The sequence below is a fragment of the Mycobacterium adipatum genome, assembly GCF_001644575.1.
GTDB lineage: Bacteria > Actinomycetota > Actinomycetes > Mycobacteriales > Mycobacteriaceae > Mycobacterium > Mycobacterium adipatum.
The window spans coordinates 2,315,746-2,330,630 of sequence record NZ_CP015596.1 but is presented as its reverse complement, the minus strand read 5'-3'; the positions used below and the strand labels follow the sequence as shown (position 1 = coordinate 2,330,630).

The following is a 14,885-nucleotide window of genomic DNA, read 5'->3' as shown; positions in this document are numbered from 1 at the left end:
ACGCTACAGCGAGAGAATGGTCGCCGACGCGGTGCCGGGGGCCCCGTAGACCTGGGCCAGTCCGACGCGCGGGTGGCCGGGCACCTGACGCTCCCCCGCTTCGCCGCGCAACTGGCGCACCAGTTCGTGCATCTGTCGCAGGCCCGACGCACCGATCGGCTCACCGTTCGCGATCAAACCGCCGTCGGTGTTCACCGGGATCGTTCCGTTGATCTCGGTGGCTCCGTCGATGAGCATCTTTTCTTGCTCACCGTCGGCGCACAGACCGGTTTCGGCCATGTGGATGACCTCGGCGCCGGCGTCGGTGTCCTGCAGCTGCGCGACGTCGACATCCTCGGGCCCGATCCCGGCGGCCTCGTAGGCGGCTTTGGCCGCGAACACCGTCGGCGACGGATCCTCGTCCAGCGGTGCCGACGTGGCGTGCACCTCGTAGGCGCCGAAGGTGCGGGTGCGGATCTCGCTGGCGCGCACGTAGACCGGCTTGTCGGTGTAGCGGTGCGCGATATCGGCGCGGCACATGATGACCGCGGCCGCACCCTCGTCGGGCGCGCAGAACATGTACTGGCGCAGTGGATAGTTCAGGACCGGCGAGGCCATGATCTCGTCCACACTGATTTCCTTGCGCCGGAAAGCATTCGGGTTCAGCACGCCGTTGCGGAAGTTCTTGTTGGCCACCCGGGCCAGCGTCTCCTCGGAGATGCCGTGCTTGTGGATGTAGTGATTGGCCTTCATGCCGAAGAACTTCGTGGTCACGAACTGGCCGTTGTTGGCGTACCACTGCGGCAGCGCGAGTTTGGCCGGATCATCGGTGAAGGCGCCACGCGGATGCTTGTCCAGGCCGATCGCGATACCGATGTCGTACTTGCCCAGCCGGATGGTGTCCGCGGTCTGCTGGATGGCACTGGCCGAGGTGGCACAGGCATTGAAGACATTGGTGAACGTGATGCCGGTCAGCCCGACCAGGCGCGTCACGGCGTCCGGATTGGACACCTCGTAACTGCCGCCGAACCCGAACTGGATGTCCTTCCATTCCAGCTTGGCGTCGGCCAGCGCACTGGTGATCGCCTCGGCGCCCATCTCCATCGCGGTCTTGTCGAACCTGCCGAAGGGGTGGATGCCCACGCCGATGATGGCTACGTCATTGCTCATGAGTCGGACCCTTTCCGAACCGGCTGGAACCAGAAGGTGACGAGCTCGTCGCCGTCGTCATCGGTGGCGAACGGCTGCATCGTCAGCTCGACCTCCATGCCGAATTCCAGTTTGGCCGGGTCATTCTCGGTGAGCCGGCCCTCGACGCGGATCACGTCACCGAGTTGGACCAGGCCGACACCGAACGGCACGAAATCCTTGCCGGTCGGACCGGCGTATGGCGCTCCCGGCGGGAACCCCTGGGTCGTCCAGGCCACGACCGTGCCGCGGCGAGGCAACAACAGATCCGACATGTCGGCCTTGCTGCACTTCGGGCAGCGCTGCTGGCGTGGGAACGTCGTCGCGGAACACGCACCGCACTGGCTCCCGATGAGTTGTGGGAACTCATCGGGCCAGGTGGAGATCTCGGGGGCAAGCGCCTTTTGCATCAGGCTCCTCGGCTACCAGGAAGAATGTATTGACGAATTCGCACAATAGCATTTCTCTAAAGCGGAAACCACATTCTCATCGGGGGCTGACCTGCGCCCCACCGAGCAGCCGAGTGGTCGCCGCGTAGACGTCGAGGTCCCCGTCGGCCACCCGCCCGGCCAGTTCAGCGAGTCCGGGATGCGACTGCAACGCGCTCTGGGCCAGTGACAGGATCTGCAGCCGCGCCCGGATGGAACGGCGTTCGTCGTTGTCGGCTCGGTGGTGGTCATCGATGGCGGCGATCAGCGCCTCGATGCCGATGTTCTGCGCGGCGATGATCTTGAGGATCGGCAGCCCGGTCTCGATGTGCAGGTCGCGAGCGGTCTGCTCAGCACCGTCGCGATCGGCCTTGTTGACCACGATGATGTCGGCGATCTCCAGCAGTCCCGCCTTGGCGGCCTGGATCGCGTCGCCGGCCCCCGGGTTGAGGATGGCGACCGTCGGGTCGGCGACGGCGGCGATCTCGATCTCGGACTGCCCGACCCCGACGGTCTCCAGCACCACGATGTCGTAGTTCAGCGCCGCCAGCAGCCGGATCGCCGCCGGCACCGCGGCGGCCAGCCCGCCCAGATGCCCGCGGGTGGCCACCGAACGGATCATCACGTCCGGGTCGTTGATGTGGGCAGCCATCCGGATCCGGTCGCCGAGCAGCGCACCCCCGCTGTACGGGGACGACGGATCGACGGCCAGCACCGCGACGCGCAGCCCGGCGGCCCGGTACGCCGAGACGAGAACCGCCACGGTGGTCGACTTGCCGGCGCCCGGCGGCCCGGTGATCCCGACGGTGCGCACCGGGGACGCGGGCAGCACCGCCAACAGCTCGTCGCGACGCTCGCTTTCGACCAGGCTCAGCAGCCGGCCCGCCGCCCGCATCGATCCGCCCCGGGCGGCGGCCAACAATTCGCTGATATCCATCGCCTGAAACTCTATGGCGCGACCTCGATGACCGTGGCCGAACCCATGCCGCCGCCCGCACACATCGCAGCCACTCCGACACCGCCTCCGCGCCTGCGCAATTCGTGCACCATAGTGACGATCATCCGGGCTCCGGTGGCGGCGACCGGATGGCCGAGCGAACAGCCGCTGCCGCTGACGTTGACCTTGGCGGGGTCGATGTCGAGCAGCTTTATGGTGGCGACGCACATCGCCGCGAACGCCTCGTTGATCTCGAAGAGGTCGACGTCGGAAAGCGACATCCTGGCCCGGGACAACGCCTTGGTGATGGCCTCCACCGGCGCGAGTCCGGTGAACGCCGGGTCCACCCCCACCGACGCCCAGGCGCGGATGAGGCCCAACGCGGGCAACCCGAGGCGGTCGCTGGCGATCGCCAGTGCCGCCGACGCGTCGTTGGCACCGCAGGCATTGCCTGCGGTGATCGAGAAACCGTCGATCTCGGGGTGAAGCACCTTCAGACCGGCCAACTTCTCCAATGTGGTGTCCCGGCGCGGGTGTTCGTCGGTGTCGAACACTCCGTGCGGGGTGTCGATCGGCACGATCTCGTCTACGAAGCGGCCCCCATCGATGGCCGCGATGGCCTTCTGGTGTGAGCCGAGCGCCCAGGCGTCCATCTCCTCCCGGCTCACCCCGGCCTTGACCGCGGCGTTCCAGCCGACGGTGATGGACATGTCCATGTTGGGCGCCTCGGGCCGATCCGGATGGGTCGGCGGGAACCACGGCGCAAACTCCGAACCCACCTGGCGGAGGAACCGCGGTGAGGTGGATGCGGAGTTCACCCCGCCGGCGATCACCAGCTGATCCATCCCGGCCCGGATACTCGCCGCGGCGGACTGCACGGCGGACTGTCCGGCCGCACAGTGCCTGTTCACGGCCAGTCCGGGCACCGAGGTCAGGCCGGCGGTGACGGCTGCGTGCCGGGCGATCACACCGCCGCCGTAGAGGCCTTCGCCGAGGATGACATCGTCCACCGGGGCGCCGCCGAGTCCGGCGGCGACCGCTGCCACGACATGGTCGGCGAGCAGATAGGCGTCGGTATCGCGCAGTGTGCCCTTCTTGGCGGTGCCGATCGGTGTGCGCAGCGCGGAGACGATCACGGCATCAGGCATTAACTGCCCCTTTCAGACGGAAACGAGAATGTTATTCTCTCTACCCGAGAGTAAGAGTTGCAACAAGGAGAAGTAGATGGACATCGCCGGAAGCTCCGCACTGGTCGTCGGTGGCGCTGGAGGCCTCGGGGAGGCGACCGTCCGCCGCCTCCATGCCGCAGGGGCGAAGGTGGTCGTGGCCGACCTTGCCGACGAGAAGGGCCCAAAACTCGCCGACGAACTGGGCGTCAAGTACGTCCGCACCGACGCGACATCAGAAGAATCCGTCAACGCCGCCATCGCCGAAGCCGAAGCTCTTGCCCCACTACGCATCTCGGTAGACACCCACGGTGGACCGGCGGCGGGCGGCCGGCTGGTCGGCAAGGATGGTTCACCGCACGGCCTGGAGGGCTTCGAGACCACGGTCAAGTTCTATCTGACGGCGGTGTTCAACGTGATGCGACTGGCCGCGGCGGCCATCGGGCGCACCGAACCCCTGGAGGAGGGCGGCCGCGGTGTCATCGTCAACACCGCCTCGATTGCCGGCTACGAGGGGCAGATCGGCCAGCTGGCCTACGCCGCGGCCAAGGGTGGCGTCCTCGGCATGACGCTGGTGGCCGCACGCGATCTGTCCCCGTTGGGGATTCGCGTGAACACCATTGCCCCCGGCACCATCAACACCCCCGCCTACGGGAAGGCCGCCGATCAGTTGGAGCAGTATTGGGCACCGCAGGTTCCGTTCCCGAAGCGGATGGGTCGCTCAACCGAGTACGCCCAGCTGGCCCAGAGCATCATCGAGAACGACTACCTCAACGGCGAGATCATCCGTCTCGACGGGGCGCTGCGGTTTCCGCCCAAGTGAGTTCACTCGCCGGCAAGACCGCATTCGTCGCGGGGGCCAGCCGGGGTATCGGGGCGACCATCGCCCGGTCGCTCGCGTCCGCGGGCGCCTCCGTCGCAGTGGCAGCCCGCACCGAACGCCCGAGCACTCTGGAGGGCACCATTGGTTCGGTGGCCGATTCGATCCGCGCGCGGGGCGGTACCGCACTCGCCGTAGCGTGCGATGTCACCAGCGAAGCATCGGTCAATGACGCCGTCGCTGAGACGGTTTCGGAGTTCGGCGCGATCGACATCCTGGTCGCCAACGCCGGCGTGCTGTGGCTCGGCCCGGTGGAGACGACGCCGTTGAAGCGCTGGCAACTGTGCCTGGACGTGAACCTCACCGGGGTGTTCCTGGTGACCAAGGCCGTCATCCCGCATGTCCGCGCTCGCGGCGGCGGCTCACTGATGGCCGTCACCACCACCGGGGTCGGGATGGCGGGCGCCAACGCGTACTGGGTGTCCAAGGCCGCCGCCGAGCGGCTCTACCTCGGCCTGGCCGATGACCTACGCGGTGACAACATCGCGGTGAACTGCCTGAGCCCATCCCGGGTGGTACTCACCGAGGGGTGGCGGGCCGGCGGCGGGGGGATCGAGATTCCACCCGAGATGGTCGAACCTCCCGAGGCAATGGGGCGGGCCGCGGTGCTGCTGGCCGGGCAGGACGCCGGCGGGATCACCGGCACCGTGCAGCGCTCCGAGGAGCTCGCCATCTGACGCCGAGTGTCCACTTATCACAGACATTTCACGGAGAAGCGTGCGATAAGTGGCCGTTCGGCGGGTCAGCGATACCCGTCGCGCAGCACCCGCCGCAAGACCTTGCCCGACGGCAACCGCGGAATGGCATCGACGAACACCACCCGGCTCGGGCGTTTGTAGGAGGACAGTCGCTCGCCCACCAGAGCGATCAATTCCGTTTCGCTCACCGGCTTTCCGGTCGTCACCGCCGCGACGACCGCCTCGCCGTTGACGCCGTCGGGGACGCCGAAAACCGCACAGTCCTGCACCGCCGGGTGCCCGTGCAGAATCGCCTCCACCTCGGCCGGCGCGACCTGGAATCCGCGGACCTTGATCATCTCCTTGAGCCGGTCGGTGATTCGCAGCCAGCCGCCGCTGTCCAGTTCACCGATGTCTCCGGTGCGGTACCAGCCATCGTCGAATGCGTCGGCCGTGGCGTCGTCGGGCAGGTAGCCGACCATCACCGAGTCCGAGCGCACCTGAATCTCGCCGCTCTCGGCAATGCGTACGCTCACCCCGGGTACCGGTTTACCCACGGTGTCCAACCGCGCGTCACCGGTGGGGCAACAGGCGATCACCGGCAGCTCGCTGGCACCGTAGGCCGACACCCACGGCACACCGATCCTCTCGGTCACGGTGTCGGCGACACTCTTGGTCACCGGTGTGGCGCACCACATGATGTAGTGCAGGGAAGACAGGTCGAAGCTCTCCAGGCGCGGGTGCGCGGCGATGGCCAAAGCGATGGGCGCAACGGCCATTTCGATGGTGATCCGGTCGTCTTGGATATGCGACAGCATGCGGTCGACATCGAAGCGCGGATGTAGCCGCATCCAGGCCCCGGTGTCCAGGACGGTGGCGATGTTGAGCAGCCCGAGAATGTGCGAGGGCGGCGTCATGATCTGCATGCGGTCATCGGCCGTGAGGCCCAGCGCGCTCCGCCAGTGCCGCACCGCGGTGGCGAAACCTGCATGCGAGTGCCGCACGGCCTTGGGCAGTCCGGTGGTTCCGGAGCTGAACACGAACAGGGCATCGGCACCGGGTGGGACCGGCGGCCATTCACGGTGGGCCGGGGCGATCGACTCGTCCAGGTGCAGCATCGGCAGAAGATCGGCCAGCACCGCGGCGTCGCCGACCCCCAGCACCGGCGCCGTCAGGTCCAGCGCGTGGGCCACCTCGGCTGGTTTCCAACTCGGGCTCATCAGCACCACGGCAGCGCCGAGCCGCCAGATCGCCCGCAGGGCAACGACGAACTCGGGCCGATTCGACGACATCAACGCCACCCGATCACCGGCTGTCACGCCCCGCGCGGCCAGCACCGCGGCCATCCCATCGGACAGCGCGTCCAGCTCTGCCATGCTGTACTGGCGGACCCCGAACGCAAGGACCGGTTCGTTCACTGCAGCCATCAATCGGTTATCTTATCCGTAATGGAGAATGTTATTCTCCATTTGTCAGAATCCGACGCCCAGGAGAGTTTGATGACGGCCGAACCAGTGCCCGCCGACGAAGTGACGATCCTGCTCGACGGTGCCCGCACCACCATCCTGCCGGTCGCCGGGGACACGCTACTGGAGACCGCCCGCCGCGCCGGCTTGACACCCCCGTTCGCCTGCGAGGCCGGCAACTGCGGCACCTGCATCGCCAAACTCAGCGAGGGCAGCGCGACCATGAAGGTCAATGACGCGCTCGACGACGACGAGGTCGAAGAGGGTTATGTGCTGACGTGCCAGGCGATCCCGGATCCGGGCCCGCTGACGGTGAATTACGACGACTGAGCCGCCTGGAAGACCGGCGCGGGCCGATACTCCGGGGCGAAGCCGTCGATCTTGATCGGGCTGGCCACCAGCCGGAAATCGCCGGCCTGCACCACCAGATCCGGAGTGGCTTCCAGCGCCTCGGGCAATGACCGCACCGCGGCGGCCGGAATACCCAGCAGTGTGAGCCGCCGCTCCCAGTTGACCGCGGTGTCACCGGCCAGCGCCGCGGTCACCGCGGTGAGCACGTCCTCACGTGCGGCAGCCCGCTGCGCCATCGTCGCGAAGCCGGTCACCCCCGCCTCAGCCGCGAACGACCTCCAAAACCCGTCGTGGGTGATGAACAAGGCCAGATAGCCGTCGGCAGTCGGGAAGAGCTGCGCGGGAACGTAATAGGAGTGCGCCCCGAAGGGATACCGTTTCGGGGCGGTACCGTCGTTGAGGTACGCCGCGGCCCGGTAGTTCAGCTGCGAGAGCATCACGTCGCGCAGGCACACGTCCACCTGCCCGCCCCGCCCGGAGACGATCTGCGCCAGCAGCCCCAGTGCGGCCGTCAGCCCGGTCGAGTTGTCCGCCGCCGAGTATCCGGGCAGTGTCGGCGGACCGTCGGGATCACCGGTCATTGCCGCCACCCCGGTCGCGGCCTGGATGACATAGTCGAAGGCCGGGTCGTCGCCGCCGTGCAGGCCGTATCCGGTGAGCGCGACACACACGATCTGCTCGTTGTGCCGGCGCAGATGCTGATAGGTCAGCCCGAGCTTCTTGATCGCCGACGGTTTCATGTTGACCAGCAGCGCATGCGAATCCGACACCAGCTCGCCGAGTTTGGTCTGCCCCTCGGCCGAGCGCAGATCCAGGCACACGCTGCGCTTGTTGCGGTTGAGGCTGGCGAAATAGCTGTCGCTGACCTGCCGGGAGATCTCACCGCCGGGCGGTTCCACCTTGATGACCTCGGCGCCGAGATCGGCGAGCAGCATGGTGGCGTACGGACCGGCCAGCATGACACCGACCTCGATGATCCGGATGCCGGATAGCGGACCCGTCACTGTCGCACTCTTCTCTTCGAGCAAGCGCTCATCGGACCTGCTTGGCGAGCTCGGCGATCACCTCACGGGTCCGGTACTTGGACGCGATCAACTCGTCACGGGTGTCCCCGATCGGCAGTAGCCGTACCGACAGATCCGTGACGCCGGCATCGGCGAAGGCTTTGAACCGCTTGAGGATCGACTCCTCGTCTCCCGCGGCACACAGATCACCGACGGTGCGGGCATCGCCACGGTCGAGCAGTCGCTGATAGTTCGGCGAGGTCTCGGCCTCGGCCAGGATCCGGTTGGCGCGATCCTTCGCCGAGTCGATCTCGGAGTTCGCGCACAGCGTCACCGGGATGCCGGCCACGATGCGGGGCGCGGGCTTGCCTGCCCCGGCCGCCGCCTTGTTGATCTTGGGAGCGATGTGCTCGCCGATGGCCTTCTCGTCGGCCATCCACAGCGATGTCCCGTCGGCGTGCTCACCGGCGATCTGCAGCATCACCGGGCCGAGCGCGGCCACCAGCACCGGCATCGGCGACTCGGCGGCCAGCGCGGTGGGGTTGTGCACGGTGAAGTGATCGTTCTCCACGTCGACCGGACCGGGTCCCGCGATGGCCGCGTTGAACACCTGCAGATAGTCGCGGGTGTAGGCGGCGGGCTTGTCATAGGGCAACCCGAGCATGTCCCGGATGATCCAATGGTGCGACGGTCCCACCCCCAGGGCCAGTCGACCATTCGAGATGGCGTGCACCGAGAGTGCCTGGCGCGCCAGTGCAATGGGATGCTGAGCCTGCAGCGGCACCACCGCGGTGCCCAGTTCGATGCGGGTGCTGTGCGAGGCCATCAGCGACACCATGGTCAGCAGGTCGAAATCGTCGGGCACCTGCGGCATCCATGCGGTGGCCAGACCGGCCGAGTCGGCCCACTCGATATCGGAGACCAGCTTTTTGACCTTGCGGGACATGTCGCCGCGCTCGGCCCCGATCATCACGCCCAGTCTCATGATGCGTGTTCCCCTGCCTTCTCCGTCAGCGCCCGCACCTCGGTCACCAGGGTCTCCAGCGCGGTACCGGTCGGGAACACCGCGGCCGCACCGGCGTCGAGCAGTTTCTGCACGTCCGATTCCGGGATGGTCCCGCCCACCACGACGGCGATGTCACCGGCATCGGCGGCGCGCAACGCGTCGACGGTGCGCTTGGTCATCGCCACGTGCGCCCCGGACAGAATCGAAAGGCCGACCAGGGCAACGTCTTCCTGCAGGGCGATGGACACGATGTCCTCGATGCGCTGCCGGATGCCGGTGTAGATGACCTCGAAACCGGCATCGCGCAAGGTGCGGGCGACGATCTTGGCACCGCGATCGTGACCGTCCAGACCGGGCTTGGCGACCAGCACTCGTGTCGCCATGTCAGAACACCACCGGTTGCACGAACTCGCCCCACACTGCCTTGAGCGCCGAGACCATCTCCCCGACCGTGCAGTAGGCGCCTGCGCAATCGATCAGCTTGTGCATCAGGTTGTCATCTCCCTCGGCCGCGCGTGACAGCGCAGCAAGCGCCTCTTTGACCGCGACGTCATCACGGTCGGCCTTGACCTTCGCCAGTCGCGCGAGTTGCTTGTCGCGCCCCTCGGCGTCGAGTTCGTAGGTGGCCAGATCCGGTGCCGGTTCGTCGACGACGAACTTGTTCACTCCGACCACCGGCCGTTGACCCGACTCCACCTCGTTGTGGATCTTGAACGCCTCGTCGGCGATCAGACCCTGCAGGTACCCGTCCTCGATGCAGCGCACCATGCCGCCGTGCTGCTCAAGGTCGTGCATGATCTCGACGATCTTCGCCTCGGTGGCGTCGGTGAGCGCCTCGACGAAGTACGAACCACCCAGCGGGTCGGCCACTTTCGTGACACCGGTCTCGTAGGCCAGGATCTGTTGGGTGCGCAGTGCCAGCGTCGCCGATTCCTCGGACGGCAGTGCGAACGGCTCATCCCAGGCGGCGGTGAACATCGACTGCACACCACCGAGCACCGAGGCCAGCGCCTCATAGGCGACGCGCACCAGGTTGTTCTGGGCCTGTGGTGCGTACAGGGACGCTCCCCCGGATACGCAGCCGAACCGGAACATCGCGGCCTTGTCGGTGGTGGCGCCGTATCGCTCACGCACGATGGTGGCCCAGCGCCGTCGGCCGGCGCGGTATTTGGCGATCTCCTCGAAGAAGTCGCCGTGGGTGTAGAAGAAGAACGAGATCTGCGGGGCGAACTTGTCGATGGTCATGCGGCCGCGCTCGACGACGGTGTCGCAATAGGTGACGCCGTCGGCCAGTGTGAAAGCCATCTCCTGTACGGCGTTGGCGCCGGCGTCGCGGAAGTGCGCGCCGGCCACCGAGATCGCGTTGAACCGCGGAACTTCGGCGGCGCAGAACTCGATGGTGTCCGCGATCAGCCGCAGCGACGGCTCGGGCGGCCAGATCCAGGTTCCCCGCGACGCGTACTCCTTGAGGATGTCGTTCTGAATGGTGCCGGTCAGCATCCGTCGCGGCACACCCTTCTTCTCCGCGGCGGCAACATAGAAGGCCAGCAGGATCGCGGCGGTGCCGTTGATGGTGAAGCTGGTACTGATCTTGTCCAGCGGGATGCCGTCGAACAGGATCTCGGCATCGGCGAGGGTGTCCACCGCGACGCCCACCCGGCCGACTTCCTCGCCGTACTCGGGATCGTCGGAGTCGTATCCGCACTGCGTCGGCAGATCCAATGCCACCGAGAGACCGGTGCCGCCCTGGTCGAGCAGGTACCGGTAGCGCGCATTGGACTCTTCGGCGGTGCCGAAGCCCGAGTACTGCCGGAATGTCCAGGTCTTGCCGCGGTAGCCGGAGGCGAAGTTGCCGCGGGTGAACGGATACTCGCCGGGCGCGGGCGGATCTGCCGCGCGATCGGCGGGGCCGTATACCGGGGCCAGCGGGATCCCAGAGGGCGTGACTACCGGGGAGTCGGATTGGTCGTTCATCATTGGATAACGTACTTGCTCAAAATGAGAATGCCAATACCGCTGGCTGAAAACATGCACCGTGACGGCCTGCCAGCCGCCCGCAAGCCCGTATCGGCCACGCCCCGACAGCACCCCGGCGGCACGTCATCCCAGCACATGAGCGATTATGACACTTGCTGAAAATGAGAATGCCAATACCATCAGGGGTAGCAAGACCCCTTCCGTCCGAGGAGTCAGTATGTCCAGCGAGCAACGTCCGCTTGCCGATCGCACCCTGGTGGTGTCCGGCGGCAGCCGCGGTATCGGGCTGGCCATCGCCCTAGGCGCCGCCAAGCAGGGCGCCAATGTGGTGCTGTTGGCCAAGACTGCCGAACCCCACCCGAAGCTGCCGGGAACCGTGCACACCGCGGTGGCCGATGTGGAGGCCGTCGGCGCCAAGGCGGTGGCCGTTGTCGGCGATGTCCGCAAGGAGGACGACGTCCAGCGGGCCATCGACACCGCAGTGCAGACCTTTGGCGGCGTCGACATCGTCATCAACAACGCCAGCGCCATCGCCACCGAGCCCACCGAGGCGCTGGCGGCCAAGAAGTTCGATCTGATGATGGACATCAATGTGCGCGGCACGTTCCTGCTGACCAAGGCCGCGCTGCCGCACCTGCGGAAATCTGCGAACGCCCACGTGATCACGTTGGCGCCGCCGCTGAACCTCAACCCGCACTGGCTGGGCGCGCACCCCGTCTACACGGTGTCCAAGTACGGCATGACGCTGCTCTCGTTGGGCTGGGCCGAGGAGTATCAGGACTCCGGTATCGGGTTCAGCTGCCTGTGGCCGCAGACCTATATCGCGACCTCGGCGGTGACGAACCTCGCCGACGGCGATCACCTGGCATCGTCGTCGCGCAGCCCGGAGATCATGGCCGACGCCGCGACGCAGATCCTCATCGGACCGGCCAAGGACGCCAACGGCCAGACCTACATCGACGCCGATGTCCTGGCCGCCGCGGGAATCACCGACCTGTCCCGGTACGGCGGTGGCGACGACCCCATCTGGGATATCTTCGTAGACAAGAAAATGAACGACAAATCATGAGTATCTCGCTGCTGCTGGAGATGGCATCCTCGACCGACCCGGACCGCACCGCGGTGGTATCGGGCGACCTGAGGTTGACCACCGGCGACTTGAGCGCCCTCGCCGACGGGGGCGCTGCCGTGGTCACCGCCGCGGGCGCCCAGCATGTCGCCTATGTCGGCGCGGGCGGCGCCCTGCTCCCCCTGCTGTTGTTCGCCTCGGCGCGGGCCGGTGTGCCGGTGACCCCGTTGAACTACCGGCTGAGCAGCGACGGACTGCGCGCCCTCATCTCCCGGTTGCCCGATCCGCTGGTCGTGGTCGACGACGAGTACCGCGACGCCGTCGGCGACGGATTCCGGGTGATCGGGTCCGCGGAGTTCCTCGCTGCGGCCCGCCACGAGCACCCAGCACCGGAGGACATGGCGTTCCCCGATCCCGACTCGGTCGGCGTGGTGCTGTTCACCTCGGGCACCACATCGGCGCCGAAAGCCGTTGAGCTCACCCACAACAACCTGACCAGCTACATCACCGGCACGGTGGAGTTCGGGTCGGCCGAGCCCGATGATGCCGCGTTGATCTGCGTGCCGCCCTATCACATCGCCGGGGTCTCGGCTGCCCTGTCCAACCTGTATGCCGGGCGAAAGATGGTGTACCTGACCCAGTTCGATGCCCGTGAGTGGGTGCGCCTGGTCGCGGCCGAGGGCGTCACCTCGGCCACCGTGGTACCGACCATGCTGGATCGCATCGTCACCGTGTTGGAAGCTCAGAACGCTGCCCTGCCCACCCTGCGCACCCTTGCCTATGGCGGATCCAAGGTGGCACTTCCCTTGGTGCGCAAGGCACTTGAACTGCTGCCCGCGGTCGGCTTCGTCAACGCCTACGGCCTCACCGAGACGAGTTCGACGATCGCGGTGCTCACCCCCGACGATCATCGGGTCGCCCTGGGCTCGGACGACGAGGCCGTCGCCAAGCGGCTCGGCTCGGTCGGCCAGCCGGTGCCCAGCATCGAGGTGCAGATCCGCGCCGAGGACGGAACCGTCCTGGGCCCAGGCGAAACCGGGGAACTGTTCGTGCGCGGCGAGCAGGTGTCCGGCCGCTACACCGGTATCGGTTCGGTGCTCGACGCCCACGGCTGGTTTCCCACCAAGGATGTGGCCACCCTCGACGAGGACGGCTACCTCTACATCGGTGGACGATCCGATGACACCATCATCCGCGGCGGCGAGAACATCGCGCCCGCCGAGATCGAAGATGTGCTCGTCGAACACCCGGATGTGCGTGACTGCGCGGTGGTGGGCCCCGAGGACCCGGAGTGGGGCCAGATCATCGTCGCGGTCGTGGTCCCCGCGGCCGGTGCCGAACCGCAACCGGAGGAACTCAGGGATTTCGTCCGCGCGCAGCTGCGCGGATCCCGCACCCCGGACCGGGTGGTTTTCCGCGACGAGTTGCCCACCAACGCGACCGGCAAGGTGCTGCGCCGTGAACTCGTCAGCGAACTGAACGCAAAGGAGCCCGCATGATCAAGAACGGCACCCGCCTGCAGAGCCAGGTGTGCGACACCCAGATCATTGTGGTGCGCGCCTCCGAGGGCCTCGACGACCTGCGCGCCGGCGGCGCGCCGCTGATCCCGGTCGGCGACACCCCCGATGCGGGGCTCACGCTGGATCCCGCATTGTCCGACGGCAACCTGATGGGCAAGCGCTATGTCGACGACAGCGGTGCGGAAATCCTGGTGACCAAGGCCGGTGCGGGCACGCTCAGCATCGGCAGCACCCCGTTGGCGATCAAGGAGGCCAAGCCGCTGCCCGCCAGCGACTAGTTCTCAAGCCTGGCTAAGCTCCGGAGATGACGACCATCAGCAAGTCGCGCTCTCTCGGGGTGGTGACCGCGGCCTACGTGGTCGCCGTCGCGGTGGCGGTGGCGTGGCTGTGGCTGGGCCCCAGCACCGACCGACTCTGGCTCGACACCCTGATCGCCGATCTGCTGGCAACGGTGACGATCTTCGTCTTCAGCCGGGCGTACCGGAATTCCAGCTTCTACGACGCCTATTGGAGCGTCATCCCACCGCTGCTGTTGTTCTACTGGTGGTATCGCAGTACCGATGTCGACCTGCTGCGCGTCTGGCTCATCACCGTCGTGGTGATGTTGTGGGCGATCCGGTTGACCGCGAACTGGGTCTACGCGTTCCCGGGTCTGCACCACGAGGACTGGCGCTACCCGATGTTCAAGCAGCGCGCCGGCCGCTTCGAGATCCTGGCCGACCTGGTGGCCATCCATCTGATCCCGACACTGCAGGTCTTCCTGGCCATGGTGCCGGTGTACGTCGCGGTGACTCGGCCGGGTCCAGGACTGGTGTGGTTGACCTGGATCGCCTTCGTGGTGGGGCTGGCCGCGGTGGCGCTGGAGCTCGTCGCCGATGTGCAGATGCATCGATTCGTCGCGGAGCGCCGCAGCGGTGCGGCCATGGATCGTGGGTTGTGGAGTTGGTCGCGGCACCCGAACTACTTCGGGGAGTTCAGCTTTTGGTCGGCGCTGGCCCTCTTCGGTATTGCGGCGGCGCCGGCTGATTGGTGGTGGCTGATCCTCGGCGCGCTCGCCATCTTGGCGATGTTCCTCGGGGCGAGTATCCCGATGATGGAAGAACGCAGTTTGGCACGCCGTCCCGCCTACCAGGATGTGGTGGACCGGGTCTCGCGGTTCGTGCCCTGGCCCCCGAAACGCGAGAAGCCCCCAAGCCGCGAGCGCGCGTCCCGCTCGGTGTGACACTGAGCGGGACGC

Annotated in this window: 16 protein-coding genes; 7 read left to right on the top strand and 9 right to left on the bottom strand. The window is 67.0% G+C overall.

Annotated elements, in window-relative coordinates; all coding sequences use genetic code 11:
* Positions 1-3: 3 nt before the first annotated feature.
* The 4 genes from A7U43_RS11085 to A7U43_RS11070 all read right to left on the bottom strand — a co-directional run bounded on the left by A7U43_RS11085 (position 4) and on the right by A7U43_RS11070 (position 3,680).
* Positions 4-1,149, bottom strand: a complete 1,146-nt coding sequence (locus A7U43_RS11085) for a thiolase family protein (protein WP_067994755.1) — start codon at positions 1,147-1,149, stop codon at positions 4-6.
* A complete protein-coding gene (locus A7U43_RS11080) occupies positions 1,146-1,577 on the bottom strand; it encodes a Zn-ribbon domain-containing OB-fold protein (protein WP_067994752.1) in 432 nt (143 codons plus the stop codon). Before A7U43_RS11080 ends, A7U43_RS11085 begins: the two co-directional genes overlap by 4 nt.
* Before the next feature lie 76 nt (positions 1,578-1,653).
* Positions 1,654-2,532 carry an ArgK/MeaB family GTPase gene (locus A7U43_RS11075; protein WP_067994749.1) on the bottom strand — a complete coding sequence of 293 codons (879 nt, stop codon included), beginning with the start codon at positions 2,530-2,532 and terminating at the stop codon, positions 1,654-1,656.
* An 11-nt stretch (positions 2,533-2,543) separates the two neighbouring features.
* Positions 2,544-3,680, bottom strand: coding sequence for a thiolase family protein (locus A7U43_RS11070; RefSeq protein WP_067994746.1), 1,137 nt, complete (start codon positions 3,678-3,680; stop codon positions 2,544-2,546).
* A gap of 76 nt (positions 3,681-3,756) precedes the next feature.
* On the opposite strand from A7U43_RS11070, the gene A7U43_RS11065 reads away from it, so the two are divergent.
* Both A7U43_RS11065 and A7U43_RS11060 read left to right on the top strand, forming a co-directional pair.
* Positions 3,757-4,521 (top strand): SDR family NAD(P)-dependent oxidoreductase, encoded by a 765-nt coding sequence (locus tag A7U43_RS11065; protein WP_067994743.1) that lies wholly within the window; start codon positions 3,757-3,759, stop codon positions 4,519-4,521.
* The gene (locus tag A7U43_RS11060; protein ID WP_067994740.1) at positions 4,518-5,255 is read left to right on the top strand and encodes an SDR family NAD(P)-dependent oxidoreductase; all 738 of its coding nucleotides are present in this window, start codon (positions 4,518-4,520) and stop codon (positions 5,253-5,255) included. Before A7U43_RS11065 ends, A7U43_RS11060 begins: the two co-directional genes overlap by 4 nt.
* Before the next feature lie 65 nt (positions 5,256-5,320).
* Here A7U43_RS11060 and A7U43_RS11055 read toward each other — a convergent pair whose 3' ends face one another.
* Positions 5,321-6,682 carry a class I adenylate-forming enzyme family protein gene (locus A7U43_RS11055; RefSeq protein ID WP_156525889.1) on the bottom strand — a complete coding sequence of 454 codons (1,362 nt, stop codon included), beginning with the start codon at positions 6,680-6,682 and terminating at the stop codon, positions 5,321-5,323.
* Between the two features lie 72 nt (positions 6,683-6,754).
* Between A7U43_RS11055 and A7U43_RS11050 the strand changes: the two genes are divergently transcribed.
* Positions 6,755-7,051, top strand: a complete 297-nt coding sequence (locus A7U43_RS11050; RefSeq protein WP_067994735.1) for a 2Fe-2S iron-sulfur cluster-binding protein — start codon at positions 6,755-6,757, stop codon at positions 7,049-7,051.
* On the opposite strand, the gene A7U43_RS11045 is transcribed toward A7U43_RS11050, so the two are convergent.
* The 4 genes from A7U43_RS11045 to A7U43_RS11030 all read right to left on the bottom strand — a co-directional run bounded on the left by A7U43_RS11045 (position 7,039) and on the right by A7U43_RS11030 (position 11,056).
* Positions 7,039-8,031: a CaiB/BaiF CoA transferase family protein gene (locus tag A7U43_RS11045; protein WP_068002441.1), complete on the bottom strand. Its 993-nt coding sequence runs from the start codon at positions 8,029-8,031 to the stop codon at positions 7,039-7,041. The genes A7U43_RS11050 and A7U43_RS11045 overlap by 13 nt on opposite strands.
* A gap of 73 nt (positions 8,032-8,104) precedes the next feature.
* Complete coding sequence (locus A7U43_RS11040; RefSeq protein ID WP_067994733.1) at positions 8,105-9,061, bottom strand: TIGR03564 family F420-dependent LLM class oxidoreductase; 957 nt, start codon at positions 9,059-9,061, stop codon at positions 8,105-8,107.
* Entirely contained in the window at positions 9,058-9,465 is a 408-nt protein-coding gene (locus tag A7U43_RS11035; RefSeq protein WP_067994731.1) for a cobalamin B12-binding domain-containing protein, read from the bottom strand. The genes A7U43_RS11040 and A7U43_RS11035 overlap by 4 nt, the downstream gene beginning before the upstream one ends.
* A gap of 1 nt (position 9,466) precedes the next feature.
* Positions 9,467-11,056: a methylmalonyl-CoA mutase family protein gene (locus tag A7U43_RS11030; protein WP_068002440.1), complete on the bottom strand. Its 1,590-nt coding sequence runs from the start codon at positions 11,054-11,056 to the stop codon at positions 9,467-9,469.
* Between the two features lie 220 nt (positions 11,057-11,276).
* Here A7U43_RS11030 and A7U43_RS11025 point away from each other — a divergent pair, with 220 nt between their 5' ends.
* Genes A7U43_RS11025 through A7U43_RS11010 form a run of 4 tightly spaced genes read left to right on the top strand, consistent with a single transcriptional unit; the run spans position 11,277 to position 14,870 of the window.
* Entirely contained in the window at positions 11,277-12,128 is an 852-nt protein-coding gene (locus tag A7U43_RS11025; RefSeq protein WP_067994727.1) for an SDR family oxidoreductase, read from the top strand.
* On the top strand, positions 12,125-13,627 hold the full coding sequence (locus A7U43_RS11020) for a class I adenylate-forming enzyme family protein (protein WP_067994724.1): 1,503 nt from the start codon (positions 12,125-12,127) through the stop codon (positions 13,625-13,627). The genes A7U43_RS11025 and A7U43_RS11020 overlap by 4 nt, the downstream gene beginning before the upstream one ends.
* Entirely contained in the window at positions 13,624-13,926 is a 303-nt protein-coding gene (locus A7U43_RS11015) for a hypothetical protein (protein ID WP_067994721.1), read from the top strand. Before A7U43_RS11020 ends, A7U43_RS11015 begins: the two co-directional genes overlap by 4 nt.
* Before the next feature lie 26 nt (positions 13,927-13,952).
* Positions 13,953-14,870: a DUF1295 domain-containing protein gene (locus A7U43_RS11010; protein WP_197499999.1), complete on the top strand. Its 918-nt coding sequence runs from the start codon at positions 13,953-13,955 to the stop codon at positions 14,868-14,870.
* Positions 14,871-14,885: the final 15 nt, after the last annotated feature.